The following is a 14,269-nucleotide window of genomic DNA, read 5'->3' on the forward strand; positions in this document are numbered from 1 at the left end:
ATCATGGGCTTTTGTGTTTTTAAGGAAACAAAATTAATTCTCGCAAAAAGATCCTATTTGTTGCAAATGTCTTTCGGTTTGATATTTGTTGAAGTTATCCCATTTTGGAGGGAAATTTGTTTTTTGTCCACACATGGAATCCAGACAAACATTATTGTCTTTGTATTTATCATGTAAAACAGCCAGAATTTTGAAGAAAAAGGCATCAAGCATCACTATGGCTTCAAATTCAGATTTTAGTTCGTTATAATTGCTATCAGAAGGCGACAATAACTGCAATAAATCTAAAACTTCATTCTTTTCTTCTTCATTAATTTCGGTTAAATAACCAAACTTTAATGTTTTGAAAACTAAATTATTCCAAGCCACACTATCATGTCCCCATTTTACATCAGGCAAGTTTAGAGAATGCTCACATATTAGGATAATAGAAAAAAGAACATCATTTAAGTAAGTTGCAGGAAACTCATCAAAGCTTCTGAATTCAAAACCACTTTGATACATTTTCTCCTGATTAAAATCAAGACCAAGTTCCGAAAGCATTTCATATTCCATTTCCGCTTCAATTTGGTCACGCCACCAGATGTTATCTTCTTTTTCGAACTTCAGTAATTTTCTAAATTTATCTACGTTGTAAGTTAAAATTTTTCCTTTCGGCATGGCTTTATTATAAGTTCCAACTCCAATGTAACGCGACATGGCGTTTCGCATAGAGCCCAAAGTAAATGTCTTGTCCAGACTATACTTGTCACTTATCACGCCCATAATATCTGGACTTCCTAGTGTAGCTATAAAAAACGGTTCAAACCACTGCAACAAATAAATTGCATTAGAATGTGTTTTTTCAAAGTCTTTGTAATCTATAATTCTGCTATCTTCTGTTAATGAAGGCAAAGTAATGTGAAAATGATACGTTCCGTTGTTAAACAAAACAAGATTTTCCTGATTCGTCATAAACATATTCAGACCATTATTGTAATCTGGAAAGTTTAATTTACCGTTTAAGACAGCAGATTCATTGATAGTATCAAGGAATAACTTCTTAGTCGCTTTTAGCTCTTTACAAGAATCTTCAATCGTTCTATTTTCAAAATATTTGGTTACAAATTCGATAGAATCACCATCAAAATGTACAGATCCCATCGTTTTATTTCTTTGGGTAATCATACTTTGAATATTGTAAGGCTGTTCCTCAAGGAAAAGCTCCATAATGGATTTTCCTAGATATTCAGGGTTTTCAAGAGGTTGTGGAGTTACTTCAGTGTTATCATTTACAGATTTTACGGCCGATAACATTTTATGTTGGTAGTTCACATCCAGTTTTTCCAATGAATGACTGTTCATCATTCGGCTCACTGTGTAGTTTTGATTTAAGCCAAAAGCCTTTTTCAACATCGGGGCGATGCTTTCTGGTTTATAACATTTTCTATAATCAATACTGTATTTTTCAAAACCAATTTTTTCTTGTATAAACTCACCAGTAACAATTAAGGATTCTTCGAACTGCATATACGTTTCGTTTTCTAATCCAATTCCCCAATAATATTTTTTGTTCTGATTGTCTTTCATTTATACTAGTTTTCTTTTTATGGTTAATGACTTTTTATTTTAGAAATGCAAATGTCTTTTGTTTGAAATCAAACAAAAAAACGTTTAACAGATTTAAAAATCTGTTGTTTTTTCCTTTTACTTTTAAAATACAGGGCTTTATTTTTTCAGTCTCAGAAATTTTTGTACTTGAACCGACTGAACGATTGATAAAAAGCGAAATTTTACGAAGGACTCATAAAGCTCCAGCAGATTTTTAATTCCTTTTATATCAATAATTTAATAAGATGAATAGGCTTTTTAAAGCTTTTGCTATCCTTGTTTTTTCCAAGGTGCAAAAGTAGGTTATTATTATCGATTTTCCAACAACCTAAAGTACTGAAAATCAAAATAATAATAATAAAATTAATTCTGTACGAGAAATCTACTATTTAATGTGTTCTTGACACCCAAGTAAATCCAATACGTATTTTGTTTTATTCGTGATAATAAAACACGTGGGAAGAATACAATTCGTCATTCCACCAATCTTTTCTAACTTCCGAAAAATAGTTGTAATTCAATATTCCTGCTTGTGATTGCAGTGGATAAATCACCGTTCCATTTTCTCTGTAGGCTTTATGAGAATCTGTTTCGGGTACAACAGGAACAATATGTCCGGAGAGTCCTTTTATTTTTCTTTTGGCACAAATTATCCCAACTCCTCCGTTGGCATTTACTTTATTTTGAATTTCATCAACAGTAGCCATTCTTTCCCAGCCAAAATGAGGTCCCCATTCTGAAAGCCAATCATGTATGGCACTGGAATAAATTCGGTCTACGGTATCTTCGAAAACTGCGGTAACCTCCTGCCCTTGTTTTATTTTCTCTAAGGATTCGTCTGTCCACCAAACCGTAGGAACATACACTTTAGAGAAATGACAGAAATCATAAGCATAAACATTGCAATACGTGTCTTCTGGAGTTCTTTGGTATCTGATGCTATTTTCAACATCCAATTTATCTATTAATTGACCGATGCTCTCTTTTTTAGTCTCTGGATTTGTTAAGTCTCTAAAGGGAATACTGGAATCTCCAATAGGCTTCTCTTTCATTTCCATTGAATCTAAATTCGATTCGGAATCTGGTAATAAATCGGCTTTCAGTATTTGATACTGAGGTAATGCCGTTGCTGATACGGTATCTTTATTCATTTTGACTGCTTAAAATTAATTGGTTTACGCAATCTGAATCAATTATTGTGAAGGCGTTTTCTGATTAACCAAAAAAATAAATAGTAATGCTTTCTAAACTTTTATCACTATTTCTTGAAAAGACAAATTAAAGGGAAATACCCTTTGCTTTGACAAAATAAAAAATAAAAAAACACCGCTAAAAATACTGTCAGAATTATAACTAAACATTTTCTTTATTAATCCATTTTCCAACAGTTGGAGGCACGTAATTTTTCATTTTATCCAAAAGATCATCAATGGTATTACTTACCAAAAGCATTTGTTGGTTTTCAGACTTCAGAAAGCCCTTGTCTACCGCCGTTTGTATAAAAACAATCAAAGCATCATAAAAACCATCGACGTTTAAAATAGCAATTGGTTTTTTGTGAAGTCCCAATTGTGCCCAAGTAATCATTTCGAAAAACTCTTCTAATGTTCCGAAACCACCCGGTAGGGCAATAACACCATCACAAAGATCGTTCATCTTTGTTTTCCTTTCGTGCATCGAATCTACCAAAATCAATTCGGTAAGTTCTTTATGAGCAATTTCCTTTGATCTCAAAAAGTTAGGTAACACTCCAATTACTTTTCCGCCTGCGTTTAGAACTCCGTCTGCGATGGCGCCCATCAGTCCGACATTGGCTCCACCGTACACTAATTCTATATTTCGTTTAGCTAAAGTTTGTCCAAGCAAAGTAGCTTGCGACGTATAAATTTCTTCTGTTCCTGAACTGGAGCCACAGAATACGGTTATTCGTTTCATTTTTTTATAATTATTAAGAGTACTGTAAAATGAATTCAAAAAGTAGTAAATCACTTTACAAGCCTTTGATTAAAAATAACTGCTGAATGCCATTTTATTTCAAAATTGCTGGCAAAATATATTCCTCCATCATTTTGTCTACTTGCGGATGTCCGTAAACCTTATTATACGCTTTTGCTGTAATAACAATTGTTAGAGGCAAATCTTTAAAAATAAACACTTTACTTCCCCCATTACCTGCACAATAGAACGTTTCGTAACTTTTACCATTAACGATATATGTTTTGTTCCAAAATAGATAGCCGTAAAATTCATTCTGTCTTTCAGGAATTTGAATTTGTCTTGTCAATGTTTTATTTACCCATTCGGCTGGCACTATTTGTTGTCCTTTCCATTCTCCTTGATTTTTATAAAGCTGCCCCACCTTTGCCAATCCTAACGATGTCATTTGCAAACCACCAGCAGTATTAACCACTTTCTGAGGCGTGTATTGCCATTGGTATTTGTCAATATGTAATGGTTTAAATAATTTTTTATCTGCGTATTGTTCCAATCCACCTAGCACTGATTTATTTAAAACATCGCCCAATACAACTACACCTGCTGTAAAATAATCCCATTGTTTACCATTAAATTTATGACTGTCCATAGATAAATCCAATGTGAATTTTACCCAATTGTCGGTTGGATACATATTCTCTTCATTGCCTGGCGAATCACTATTTTGATCTGAGCCATCAAATGCAGTAGTCATTGTCAATAAGTCCTTCAAGCTCACGCTATCTTTTTTTGTACTGTAATTTGAAAAGGTTTTCAGATCGTAGAAAGAGTTTAATGTCTGGTTTTCATCTTTTATAAACCCCTCTTTTATAGCAATGCCCATCAATACAGATGTAAAAGATTTCCCTACCGAACGCGTATCGTGCAAGGTGTTTCTATCTGCTTTATTAAAGTATTCTTCCAACAAAAGCTTGCCTTCTTTTATAACAACAATACTGGTAATTGCTTTGAATGAATTCTCGGCAATACTTTTATTAAGCTCTTCAATTTTCTTTTTATTATATGGTGATTTGGATATTTCAAAATCACTGTTTCCCTCGATGGGCTGAATCGCTACTTGTTTAGCCGTTACTTTTGGTTTCACAATTGTCAAATCGAGACTGCCCGATGCTATTAAATCTCCCACTTTAGCTTCACTATTGTCATCCATTTTTACATAAGGCCTCATTTCTATTGTTAGTTTATGAGTTCCGTTTGCTAATGCTTTTTCGCCCCCATTATTTTTAAATCTTTCGAATAGATTGGTAGACCACCAATCACCACCAGAAGTATCTGTAAATGGAACCCGAAATGTGGTAGTGGTACTTTTCTTTAATCCAGCACCGTGATGTATGTTTTCTTTGTAAATAAGAATATTATCTACCAAAAAGGAGAACTGATAATTGCCTTTTAGATTAAGTTCATCCTCAGACAATTCGGGTGCAAGCTGATGCATGTAATTTGTAAGGGAGTTATTCAGAAAAACTCTAATGTTCAAATTACTGTCCTGCCCTAATTCAAATGTTTTCAGAAAATCAGTTTCTTTATATTCAGCCAAAGGAATATTTCGGTTCATAAACGTAACCTTACCAATATTGGCTCTGTGCAAATCCGAAGTAATTCCATCGGTTATTACAATATCTTTTGTTTGTCCAAAACTTAGTAGATAAAACAAATTAAGTAATACTGTTATTAAAATCCTTTTCATAATTGTTTAAATTTTAATGACAATAGTATAACTAAATTTAGGTTTAAAATAGAATGAAATTAACATTTGAGAGACTTAACTAAAAAGAATTTTTCGATATTCTGAAGGAGTATTTCCGTTGATTTCCTTGAAACAACGCGTAAAATGGCTTTGATCAGAAAAGCCACAATCAAAAGCTATTGAAGTCAAATCCAGCTTTCTTTGCGAGATGAGTTGCAAAGACCTTTGGACTTTTAATTTTCGGATATATTCTCCTAAACTACAATTAAAATATTTTGAAAAATCTCTTGATAAATGAACCGGGTGAATATTAAGGTTTTCTGATAAATAGTCTAAGGTTAGATTCTCTGAAAATTGGTCATTTAATATCATATTGATTTCAGAAACCCAAGTCGGTTTTTTACTGATTTCTAATTTCTGATCCTGAAGCATTTTGGACAATGTTTCCAATAACGATACTTGGATAGCAAGCTGTGTTGTACCATCATCAACAGTTGTTTCTTTAAAAATTTTATAGAGTAAAAATTTCAAATCGGGGTTTGCAATATTGATACTGCCTTGCAGATTGGTTGTATTAAATTCTAAATTATCAAACCAGGATTTTTCTAGTTCGATATGAAAACCTCTTGTAAATCCTTCGGGCTTGATATTATAGTGGGGTTCCTGCCAATTGTGAAATAATAAACTCCCTTCCGAACAATTGTAAATTTCTTTTTTGTTTCCTTCGATTACATTTCCTTGAAGTATAAAAGTAAAATAGGCATTTTCATGATAATGCCAATCTACTTTATCCTGCGTATAAACAGTATCGGTCAAAGTAATCCCTTCTAAATTAATAGTTTTATTAGTTTGACCGTAAAATTCTCCTTTTCGTGACTCTTTCATTATTTAGTCTGGATTAGCATTTCGGTACTCGAAAATAGCACACAACGTAAAGTCGTTTACGAAAGTTTGTTTCACCTTATTACTTCCAAATATAGCTATTTTTAACAAGTCCCATTCAAGCACTTTCTTCTTAAACTATCCTTTTACCCCAATCACTTGCAATAAAAGTTGTTTCTCTGCCTCGAGGAGTTTTACTTTTTCTTTCAAAGTCTCGATTTCATTGGCTTCCGATAGGTCTATCGGAGCATCGGTAGTATAACTTTTTGGGAGCTGAACAGCGATATCCATCAAAAAATTGTGTCCCAATCCTTCCGAAATTCTAATTAAGGTATCTAGTCGCAAGGTCTTTGACTTGAGGTGTTTTAAAAGTGATTGATAGCCAATACCCGTTTTTCTTGCTAGTGCACTTTTGTAAATGCGTTTGCGTTTGCAATATGCCGAGAGTAATTCACCTGTTTGTGTTGTTGCCATAGTTTTTTTTAAATAGAATTAGTTTTTGATAAAAATACGAATTTATTTATTAAAAAATATAATACTGCTATATTTTTAGTATAAACCAATTATATTAATAGTATCATTTAATCATACGAAAAGTATAAATGAATTATATGAATGGTATAATTTAATTATACGAAAAGTATAAATCAATTATATGAAAAGTATAAATGAATTATATTAATGGTATAATTTAATCATACGAAAAGTATAAATCAATTATATGAAAAGTATAAATGAATTATATTAATGGTATAATTTAATCATACGAAAAGTATAAATCAATTATATTAATGGTATAATTTAATTATACGAAAAGTATAATTCTACTATATCATTAGTATCTTATTATAGCATCGTTATATAACTTTCATTAAAACTGTAAAGCATCCAAAATGGCACACAAGGATCCTTATAGACCTGAAAGCTTTTTGATTACTATAGACCACAAAAAAAGGCTGTCTAGTGATTAGACAGCCTCATATACTACTTACAGATTTACTCCTTGAATAGCTCAGCAGTTTTTATTCTGCAAACTTCCTGGAGTACACAATAGTTACGATTTTCTGCGTGAGGGATTGAAGCTAGCTACCGAAGTAGCGCGTAAAGCCCGACCGCAAAATAAAAAGAGGCCACTAGCAAGTAATACTAGTAAGCCTCTTTTTATTTTGTGGGCACGCCCGAACTATTTTAACCTTGAATTTGTTTTAGAGAGGTTTTGATTCCTTTAATTAATGAAGAGCTAAAACCGTGAAGCTCCATTTCGTTTAATCCCGCTATTGTACAGCCTTTTGGAGTAGTTACGCGGTCAATTAATTGTTCTGGATGTCCTTTTTCTTCAAGTAGCATTTCGGCAGCTCCTTTTACAGTTTGCGCCGATATAGCCAATGCCGTTTGCCAGTCAAAACCAATTTCGATTCCGGCTTGCATAGAAGCACGAATGTAACGCAAGGCAAAAGCAGTTCCGCTGGCAGCAAGAACGGTTGCAGCATCCATCAATTTTTCGTCAATGATAGGGGCTGTACCCAAACCTTGAAAAAGAGTTACGGTTGGTTGCGCTTTTTCTCTGTTTGCTTCGTTGAAAGCGATACAAGTAGCTGAAGCGCCAAATTGTGCTGCGATATTTGGCATAATACGTACTGCGCTGTGGTTGTCTCCTATTTTGTTTTGCAAATTCTCGATAGAAAGCCCACTTACGCCTGAAGCAATTACTTTGTTTGAAATAGCAGGCAATATCTCGGCCAAAACAGTATCTACTTGATAGGGTTTGATGGTCAAAATAATAACATCTGCCTCTTGAATATTGCTGGTATTATCTGTAGTAACAGTTATTCCTAATTCTTTCAAATGTAAAATAGGAGCGAGATTACGTCTTGTTACCGTTACTTGATTGTCTTTAGTAAATTTTGCTATTCCGATTGCGACAGAAGCCCCAAGGTTTCCTCCGCCTATGATGTGTACTTTCATTCTGATTTATTTTATTCTTTGGTGATTAATAGAGTATGTTGAATCTTGAAAAAATTGAAACACAAAGTACACGAATTATCCCGAATCTATTCTTTTAAATTTTAAATAAATTCGGGATAATTGTTATATTCTAAAACTATAGAGAGTTAATATCCTAATATCAATCGGGCGATTCCAAAATAAATCATAATTCCAAAGACATCATTTGTAGTAGTAATAAAAGGTCCTGTAGCTATAGCTGGGTCAATTTTATTTTTATTTAAAAACAAAGGAACTAACACCCCTAATATTGCAGCAAAAACGATTACAACAAGCATAGAAATTGAGATAGCAAATCCAACTAAATATTGTTGATACATTAGAGAATGGTACAAAAATAAAAATAAGGATATGATTGTCCCCGAAATCAATGCAACCGAAAGTTCCTTAGTTAGGTATTGCCTGCTGTATTCCTTCAGAGTTCCGTTTGCCAACCCCTGAACCACAATCGCTGATGCCTGTACACCAATATTTCCAGCCGTTGCCGAAAGTAAAGGAACAAAAATCATTAAGGTAAAATAAGGTTGCATTGAATTTTGGTTCCCTTCAAGAACTTTTGAAGCAATAATCTCTATTACCATACCGATAAGCAACCAAGGTAAACGTGCTTTGATTAATTCATAAACACTATCATTGGATTCAATATCATTGGTAATACCCGCAGCCAATTGGTAATCCTTATCGGCTTCGTCCTTTATTACATCGATAATATCGTCAATGGTGATTCTACCCACCAAGCGTCCCAATTCGTCTACCACAGGAATGGCTTCCAAATCGTATTTTTGCATGATTCTGGCAACTTCAATATCTTCGGTATCTACATTTACAGAATTTAATTTTCGAATATATACATCATTAATATTCGTTCTGGTAGAAGTTGTCAATAAGTCTTTAAGTGACAATCTTCCTTTTAATCGATCTTCGTCATCCACCACATAAATAGAATGTACTCTCGAAATATTTTCGGCCTGAATACGCATTTCCTTTACACAAGTAAGTACGTTCCAGTTTTCGTTCACTTTTACCAACTCTTTGTGCATGATTCCACCCGCAGTATCCTCTTTGTAACGCAACAACTCGACAATATCCTTGGCGTGCTCAACGTCCTGCAACTCGGATATTACTTCGGCTTTTTTCTCTTTCGAAAGTTCCCCGATAATATCGGCAGCATCATTGGTTTCTAGTTCATCAAGCTCTTCGGCAATCTCTTTTGGCGAAAGCCTGCTTAAGATATTCTCCCGTAAATCGTCTTCTAACTCTAAAAGGATTTCGGCAGTTTTCTCACTATCTAAAACTTTAAAGATATAAGTCGCCTGATCGAAGTCCAGTTCATCAAGGATTTCGGCAATATCAGCATGGTGCAGGTCATTCAGTAAAAGTTCCAGTTGGTGGTCGTTTTTACTTTGAATGAATTCACCCAGTTGTACTATTAATTCTTTGCTGATTTTAAACTCCTCCATCGGCTTCAATTTTTTGGGTCAATGCTATAAATTCTGTGTAATCCAATTGTTCTGGTCGAAGATTAAAAACTTCATCTTCTCTTAGTTTATCGGACAAATTTAATGTTTTTAAACTGTTACGCAAGGTCTTTCTACGCTGTTGAAAAGCCGTTTTTACTACCGTGAAAAACAATTTTTCTCCACATGGCAAACTATAATCTTCTTTCCTGCGCATACGCATTACTCCCGATTTTACTTTGGGGGGTGGATTGAATACGTTTTCGTCTACCGTAAACAAATATTCGGTATCATAAAAAGCTTTTACCAAAACAGAAAGAATTCCGTAGGCTTTACTTCCTTTCTTTTCGCAAATGCGTTCTGCTACTTCTTTTTGAAACATCCCAGCAAATTCAGGAACTTGATTGCGTAACTCCAATGTTTTGAAAACAATTTGAGTCGAAATATTGTATGGAAAATTTCCAATGATGGCAAATTGCTTTCCTCCAAAAACTTCGTTGATATCGTATTTCAAGAAATCTTTTGAAATGATTTTATCTTTTAATTTATCGTAATGAACACCTAAATATTCAACCGATTCGGTATCAATTTCAATAACGTAAGTATTGATTGGTTTATCCAATAAATACTTGGTCAACACTCCCATTCCAGGTCCGATTTCCAACACATCTTCATACCCAACTAAATTCAAAGTATCGGCGATGTCTTTTGCTACGCTTTCGTCTTTTAAGAAATGTTGTCCGAGGTGTTTTTTGGCTGTTACTTTTTCCATATCGTTATTGCGAGCTAAGACTCGCTTATTTTTTAGATTATATTCTCGCAAAGGAGCTAAAGTGCAATGGGGTTTTTTATTTTTAACTGAAATAAAACAGTTATTTATGTTCTAATGGTCTGAAATAACTTGTAATTCTGTTCTAAAAGTCAGCATTTTATCACCAAACAATTTCTCCCCTTCTTCTCGCAATGCAGGGGCATCTTCTAGGTAATATCTATCTAGTGTTTCCTTACTGTCTGTTGTATATTGAATCGAATACGTAACTCCACCCATTTCTTCTTCTACCAAAACACGCACAAAACGGGCCGAAATAAATTTTCCACAAGCCAGCATTTCAGGAATGTGTTTGTGTTGCATCCAAATCATCCATTTATCGTGAACACTTTCGTGTATGTTTGTGGTAACGTTGTATATAATCATTATTTAAAAGTATTACGATTGAAGTCGTAGGGTTTTAACTCATTTAACTGCAATCTGTTTTCTATTTTTTATCCTCTATATTCTGCCTCTGTAAATCTGCAGTCTAATTTACAAATTCGTATCTCCGCGTAATTCTCTAAATCTCCTTCTGGCATCAACAAAATAAATACTGTCCTGATGATTGAAAATAATTTTCTCGTACAAAGCCTTTGCTTTATCAGGTTGTTGCAATTGTTTATTGTAAACTTCTGCAGAGAAATATAAGGCTTCATCTACATAAATTCCATCACTGTGATGCTCAATTATATCTTGATATTGCACCAAAGCTTGAGTATAATCTCCTAACTTTTCATACAGTCTTCCTAATCGCAATAAAGTTACAGCCTCTATTTCCTGTCCTTTAAAGCTTTTTAAAATCGACTGAAACTGAGTAACAGCTTCTTGATTTCTATTTTGATACAAAAGATAATCTCCTTTGGCAAATTGTTTCAAAGCCGTTTGAGTTGAGTCGGCAACAGTATTGTCATTAATCAACAAAAAATATTCCAAAGCATCATTGGCAATTAACTGCGTACTGGCTGATTTTAATTCTTTAAACTGTTTCAAAGCCCATTCAAAATCCGTTTTAAAATAACTCGTTTTGGCTGATTTTAAACTCGCTTCATGGGACAACACATTGTTTTGCAGATTCTCTTGAATTTGTGAATAATAAAGCAACGCCTGATTGAATTTTTCTTCGGAAAGTAAAATATCTGCCAGCTCCATTTTACATTGCGCCTGATCAAACTGATTCAGCTGCATTTCCATAGCTCGTTTTATAATAGCTTTTCCCTCCGTAGGATTTCTCATTATGAAACTCGCAAAATGCGCTTGTTTCAACTGCAAAGATAAGGTAACTGGTGTTATGCCATATTGTTTTAACAACGCATCAAATTGAGCGTCGATGGTTGGAAAATCTTTTTCCTGTGCTTTTTCCATTTTCATTTGCAACAAATAACTTTGGGCTTGCACAATCAACTCAACATCAGTTGTGTTTTCCAAAACATAATTCATTACCTCTGTGGCGACCTCCTTATCTCCTTCTTCAATCGCCATCTGCCCTAAACTAATTATATTAGTCAGTGATTCTGGATTTCGCTTATAAATCGCTTTCTCCTGAATAAAGGCTTTTCCAAATTCTTTTTGTTGCATATAAAACCAACTCAGAAATTGATTCCAATATACATCTTGATTTTTTTGAACCCGAATAATCAAGGCTTTCTTAAGACCTTCATTAAATTTGGAATCCTCATCCTTAGACATATAACGTGTCAATTGATTTTGAATCATTATCGTCGATTGTTGGTTTTCGAAAGCTTCTTCCAAAAAATTAACAATCATTTGATCCGTGTTTCCTAATTGCCCGTATAATAAAGCTGTTTGATATTTAAAATCATACGTTGGCACCATTTCGCTAGCTAACAAATACGATTTTAAAGCATATTCTAGCAGTACTTTCTTTTCAAAAGCATTCGCAATTCCATATACTTCATTTGGATTTTTTCGGATTCTTTCTATTGCCTCATCATAATACTTTTTGGCCTTCGAATCATTTTTCTGTAATTGAAAATTATATCCCAATTCGACCAAAAGTGTAGACTGTTTGGATCTTGCGAATCGGTCTTGAATTTCCTTTTCTGCTGGATCAAACTGAAGTAATTGTTGCATGCAATCAATTTTTCGTTGGAAATAAAAAGGATTAGTGGGTAAACTATTCGATAAATCCTGATAACTGACTAATGCTTTTTCAAAATCACCTTTGTCATAGTAATACTGCGCCAATTGCTCGTTTTGAGAAAAACAAACTAATGAAAAAAACAAGGCGATATGTAGAAAGAGTTTTTTCATTTTAAACGGCAATTTTTATAAACATATAAGTCATATAAGTTTGCATTCACTTTAATCTTAACCTTTTTGCAATACTCTTATATGACTTATATGGTAAATTTAATCAATAATATCAAACCCACAGTATGGACGCAAAACCTCTGGGATTACGATTCCTTCTGGAGTTTGGTAGTTTTCTAAAATTCCAGCAAGAACTCTTGGCAAAGCCAATGAACTTCCGTTTAATGTATGTGCCAATTGGCTTTTGCCATCTTTATCTTTGAAACGCAATTTCAAACGATTCGCCTGAAAAGTTTCAAAATTAGATACAGAAGATATTTCCAACCAACGCTCTTGCGCAGTAGAATACACTTCAAAATCATAAGTCAAAGCCGATGTGAAACCCATATCTCCTCCGCAAAGACGCAAGATTCTAAATGGTAATTTCAATTCCTGCAAAATATTTTTCACGTGTTCTACCATTCCGTCCAAAGCTTGGTATGAATTATCAGGGTGTTCAACACGAACGATTTCAACTTTGTCAAATTGATGCAAACGATTCAAACCACGAACGTGCGCTCCATAAGAACCTGCTTCACGACGGAAACAAGGCGTATAAGCAGTTCGCAAGATTGGAAATTCATTTTCGCTTACGATTACATCTCTAAAAATATTAGTTACAGGAACCTCAGCTGTTGGAATTAAATATAAATTATCGGCAGCATCATGGTACATTTGCCCTTCTTTGTCTGGCAATTGTCCCGTTCCATAAGCCGAAGCTTCATTTACAAAATGAGGAACTTGAACTTCTTGATATCCTGCAGCTGTATTTTTATCTAGAAAATAATTGATTAAGGCACGTTGCAAACGAGCTCCTTTACCTTTATAAACAGGGAATCCAGCACCAGTAATTTTTACTCCCAATTCAAAATCGATGATATCGTATTGTTTTACTAATTCCCAATGCGGTTGCGCACCATCATGCAAAACTGGAATACCACCTTCTTCATAAACATTTAAGTTATCCTCTGGAGTTTTTCCAACAGGAACAATATCCGCAGGAAGATTAGGTAATGTATATAGTTTCTCTGTTAATTCATTGGCTAAAGCAACAGCGTTTTCAGCCAATACTTTGCTTTTTTCCTTTAAGAGAACCGTTTTTTCTTTTAGAATTGCCGCTTTAGATTTTTCACCAGCTTTCATCAACTCGCCAATATCTTTGGATAATTTATTAGATTCGGATAAAATGTTATCTAACTCTACTTGCGTAGCGCGACGTTTTTCATCCAATTGTACCACTTCTTCAACAACCTCTCTGGCATCCATATTTCTTTTGGCCAAAGCGTTGATTACTTTCTCTTGATTCTCTCTAATAAATGCAATTTGTAACATAGTTCTAATTTTATAACTATTATATTTCTAATAATGGAAGCAAATTTAAGGAAATGTTTGTTAACAACGAGACAAAGTTTGTGCTCCAAACCTTTTTTAATTTTTAGTACTAAATTCTAAAATAAACAGCTTTTTTGATTGGGCGTGCCCCTCCGTAAAAACTACGGGTCAGGCTTTCCGTTCCCGCTTTTTTATCCCGTA

12 protein-coding genes are annotated in these 14,269 nt (G+C 34.0%); all 12 read right to left on the minus strand.

Annotated features, from left to right (window positions below):
• Window positions 1-33: 33 nt before the first annotated feature.
• Window positions 34-1,569 carry a hypothetical protein gene (locus tag CLU82_RS08115; RefSeq protein WP_100842617.1) on the minus strand — a complete coding sequence of 512 codons (1,536 nt, stop codon included), beginning with the start codon at window positions 1,567-1,569 and terminating at the stop codon, window positions 34-36.
• Window positions 1,570-2,024: 455 nt separating this feature from the next.
• The gene (locus CLU82_RS08125; RefSeq protein ID WP_100842619.1) at window positions 2,025-2,741 is read right to left on the minus strand and encodes a hypothetical protein; all 717 of its coding nucleotides are present in this window, start codon (window positions 2,739-2,741) and stop codon (window positions 2,025-2,027) included.
• A gap of 202 nt (window positions 2,742-2,943) precedes the next feature.
• On the minus strand, window positions 2,944-3,525 hold the full coding sequence (locus tag CLU82_RS08130) for a TIGR00730 family Rossman fold protein (protein ID WP_100842620.1): 582 nt from the start codon (window positions 3,523-3,525) through the stop codon (window positions 2,944-2,946).
• Window positions 3,526-3,619: 94 nt separating this feature from the next.
• Window positions 3,620-5,272, minus strand: a complete 1,653-nt coding sequence (locus CLU82_RS08135; RefSeq protein ID WP_100842621.1) for a serine hydrolase — start codon at window positions 5,270-5,272, stop codon at window positions 3,620-3,622.
• Between the two features lie 75 nt (window positions 5,273-5,347).
• A complete protein-coding gene (locus tag CLU82_RS08140) occupies window positions 5,348-6,157 on the minus strand; it encodes an AraC family transcriptional regulator (RefSeq protein ID WP_100842622.1) in 810 nt (269 codons plus the stop codon).
• A 135-nt stretch (window positions 6,158-6,292) separates the two neighbouring features.
• Entirely contained in the window at window positions 6,293-6,628 is a 336-nt protein-coding gene (locus CLU82_RS08145) for a helix-turn-helix transcriptional regulator (protein ID WP_100842623.1), read from the minus strand.
• A gap of 714 nt (window positions 6,629-7,342) precedes the next feature.
• Window positions 7,343-8,119, minus strand: a complete 777-nt coding sequence (proC, locus tag CLU82_RS08150) for a pyrroline-5-carboxylate reductase (RefSeq protein ID WP_100842624.1) — start codon at window positions 8,117-8,119, stop codon at window positions 7,343-7,345.
• 146 nt (window positions 8,120-8,265) lie between these two features.
• Window positions 8,266-9,618 (minus strand): magnesium transporter, encoded by a 1,353-nt coding sequence (gene mgtE, locus CLU82_RS08155; RefSeq protein ID WP_100842625.1) that lies wholly within the window; start codon window positions 9,616-9,618, stop codon window positions 8,266-8,268.
• On the minus strand, window positions 9,605-10,387 hold the full coding sequence (rsmA, locus tag CLU82_RS08160) for a 16S rRNA (adenine(1518)-N(6)/adenine(1519)-N(6))-dimethyltransferase RsmA (protein ID WP_100842626.1): 783 nt from the start codon (window positions 10,385-10,387) through the stop codon (window positions 9,605-9,607). Before rsmA ends, mgtE begins: the two co-directional genes overlap by 14 nt.
• A 111-nt stretch (window positions 10,388-10,498) precedes the next feature.
• Window positions 10,499-10,810, minus strand: coding sequence for a DUF4286 family protein (locus tag CLU82_RS08165; RefSeq protein WP_100842627.1), 312 nt, complete (start codon window positions 10,808-10,810; stop codon window positions 10,499-10,501).
• Window positions 10,811-10,918: 108 nt separating this feature from the next.
• Window positions 10,919-12,697, minus strand: coding sequence for a tetratricopeptide repeat protein (locus CLU82_RS08170; RefSeq protein ID WP_100842628.1), 1,779 nt, complete (start codon window positions 12,695-12,697; stop codon window positions 10,919-10,921).
• Window positions 12,698-12,796: 99 nt separating this feature from the next.
• Window positions 12,797-14,068 (minus strand): serine--tRNA ligase, encoded by a 1,272-nt coding sequence (serS, locus tag CLU82_RS08175; protein ID WP_100842629.1) that lies wholly within the window; start codon window positions 14,066-14,068, stop codon window positions 12,797-12,799.
• Between the last annotated feature and the right edge of the window lie 201 nt (window positions 14,069-14,269).

It is taken from the genome of Flavobacterium sp. 5 (assembly GCF_002813295.1).
GTDB lineage: Bacteria > Bacteroidota > Bacteroidia > Flavobacteriales > Flavobacteriaceae > Flavobacterium.

Bases quoted from the DNA above. Each gene is read 5' to 3' on its own strand.
- CLU82_RS08115 (WP_100842617.1), bottom strand. From the start codon at position 1,569: ATGAAAGACAATCAGAACAAAAAATATTATTGGGGAATTGGATTAGAA.
- CLU82_RS08125 (WP_100842619.1), bottom strand. From the start codon at position 2,741: ATGAATAAAGATACCGTATCAGCAACGGCATTACCTCAGTATCAAATA.
- CLU82_RS08130 (WP_100842620.1), bottom strand. From the start codon at position 3,525: ATGAAACGAATAACCGTATTCTGTGGCTCCAGTTCAGGAACAGAAGAA.
- CLU82_RS08135 (WP_100842621.1), bottom strand. From the start codon at position 5,272: ATGAAAAGGATTTTAATAACAGTATTACTTAATTTGTTTTATCTACTA.
- CLU82_RS08140 (WP_100842622.1), bottom strand. From the start codon at position 6,157: ATGAAAGAGTCACGAAAAGGAGAATTTTACGGTCAAACTAATAAAACT.
- CLU82_RS08145 (WP_100842623.1), bottom strand. From the start codon at position 6,628: ATGGCAACAACACAAACAGGTGAATTACTCTCGGCATATTGCAAACGC.
- proC (WP_100842624.1), bottom strand. From the start codon at position 8,119: ATGAAAGTACACATCATAGGCGGAGGAAACCTTGGGGCTTCTGTCGCA.
- mgtE (WP_100842625.1), bottom strand. From the start codon at position 9,618: ATGGAGGAGTTTAAAATCAGCAAAGAATTAATAGTACAACTGGGTGAA.
- rsmA (WP_100842626.1), bottom strand. From the start codon at position 10,387: ATGGAAAAAGTAACAGCCAAAAAACACCTCGGACAACATTTCTTAAAA.
- CLU82_RS08165 (WP_100842627.1), bottom strand. From the start codon at position 10,810: ATGATTATATACAACGTTACCACAAACATACACGAAAGTGTTCACGAT.
- CLU82_RS08170 (WP_100842628.1), bottom strand. From the start codon at position 12,697: ATGAAAAAACTCTTTCTACATATCGCCTTGTTTTTTTCATTAGTTTGT.
- serS (WP_100842629.1), bottom strand. From the start codon at position 14,068: ATGTTACAAATTGCATTTATTAGAGAGAATCAAGAGAAAGTAATCAAC.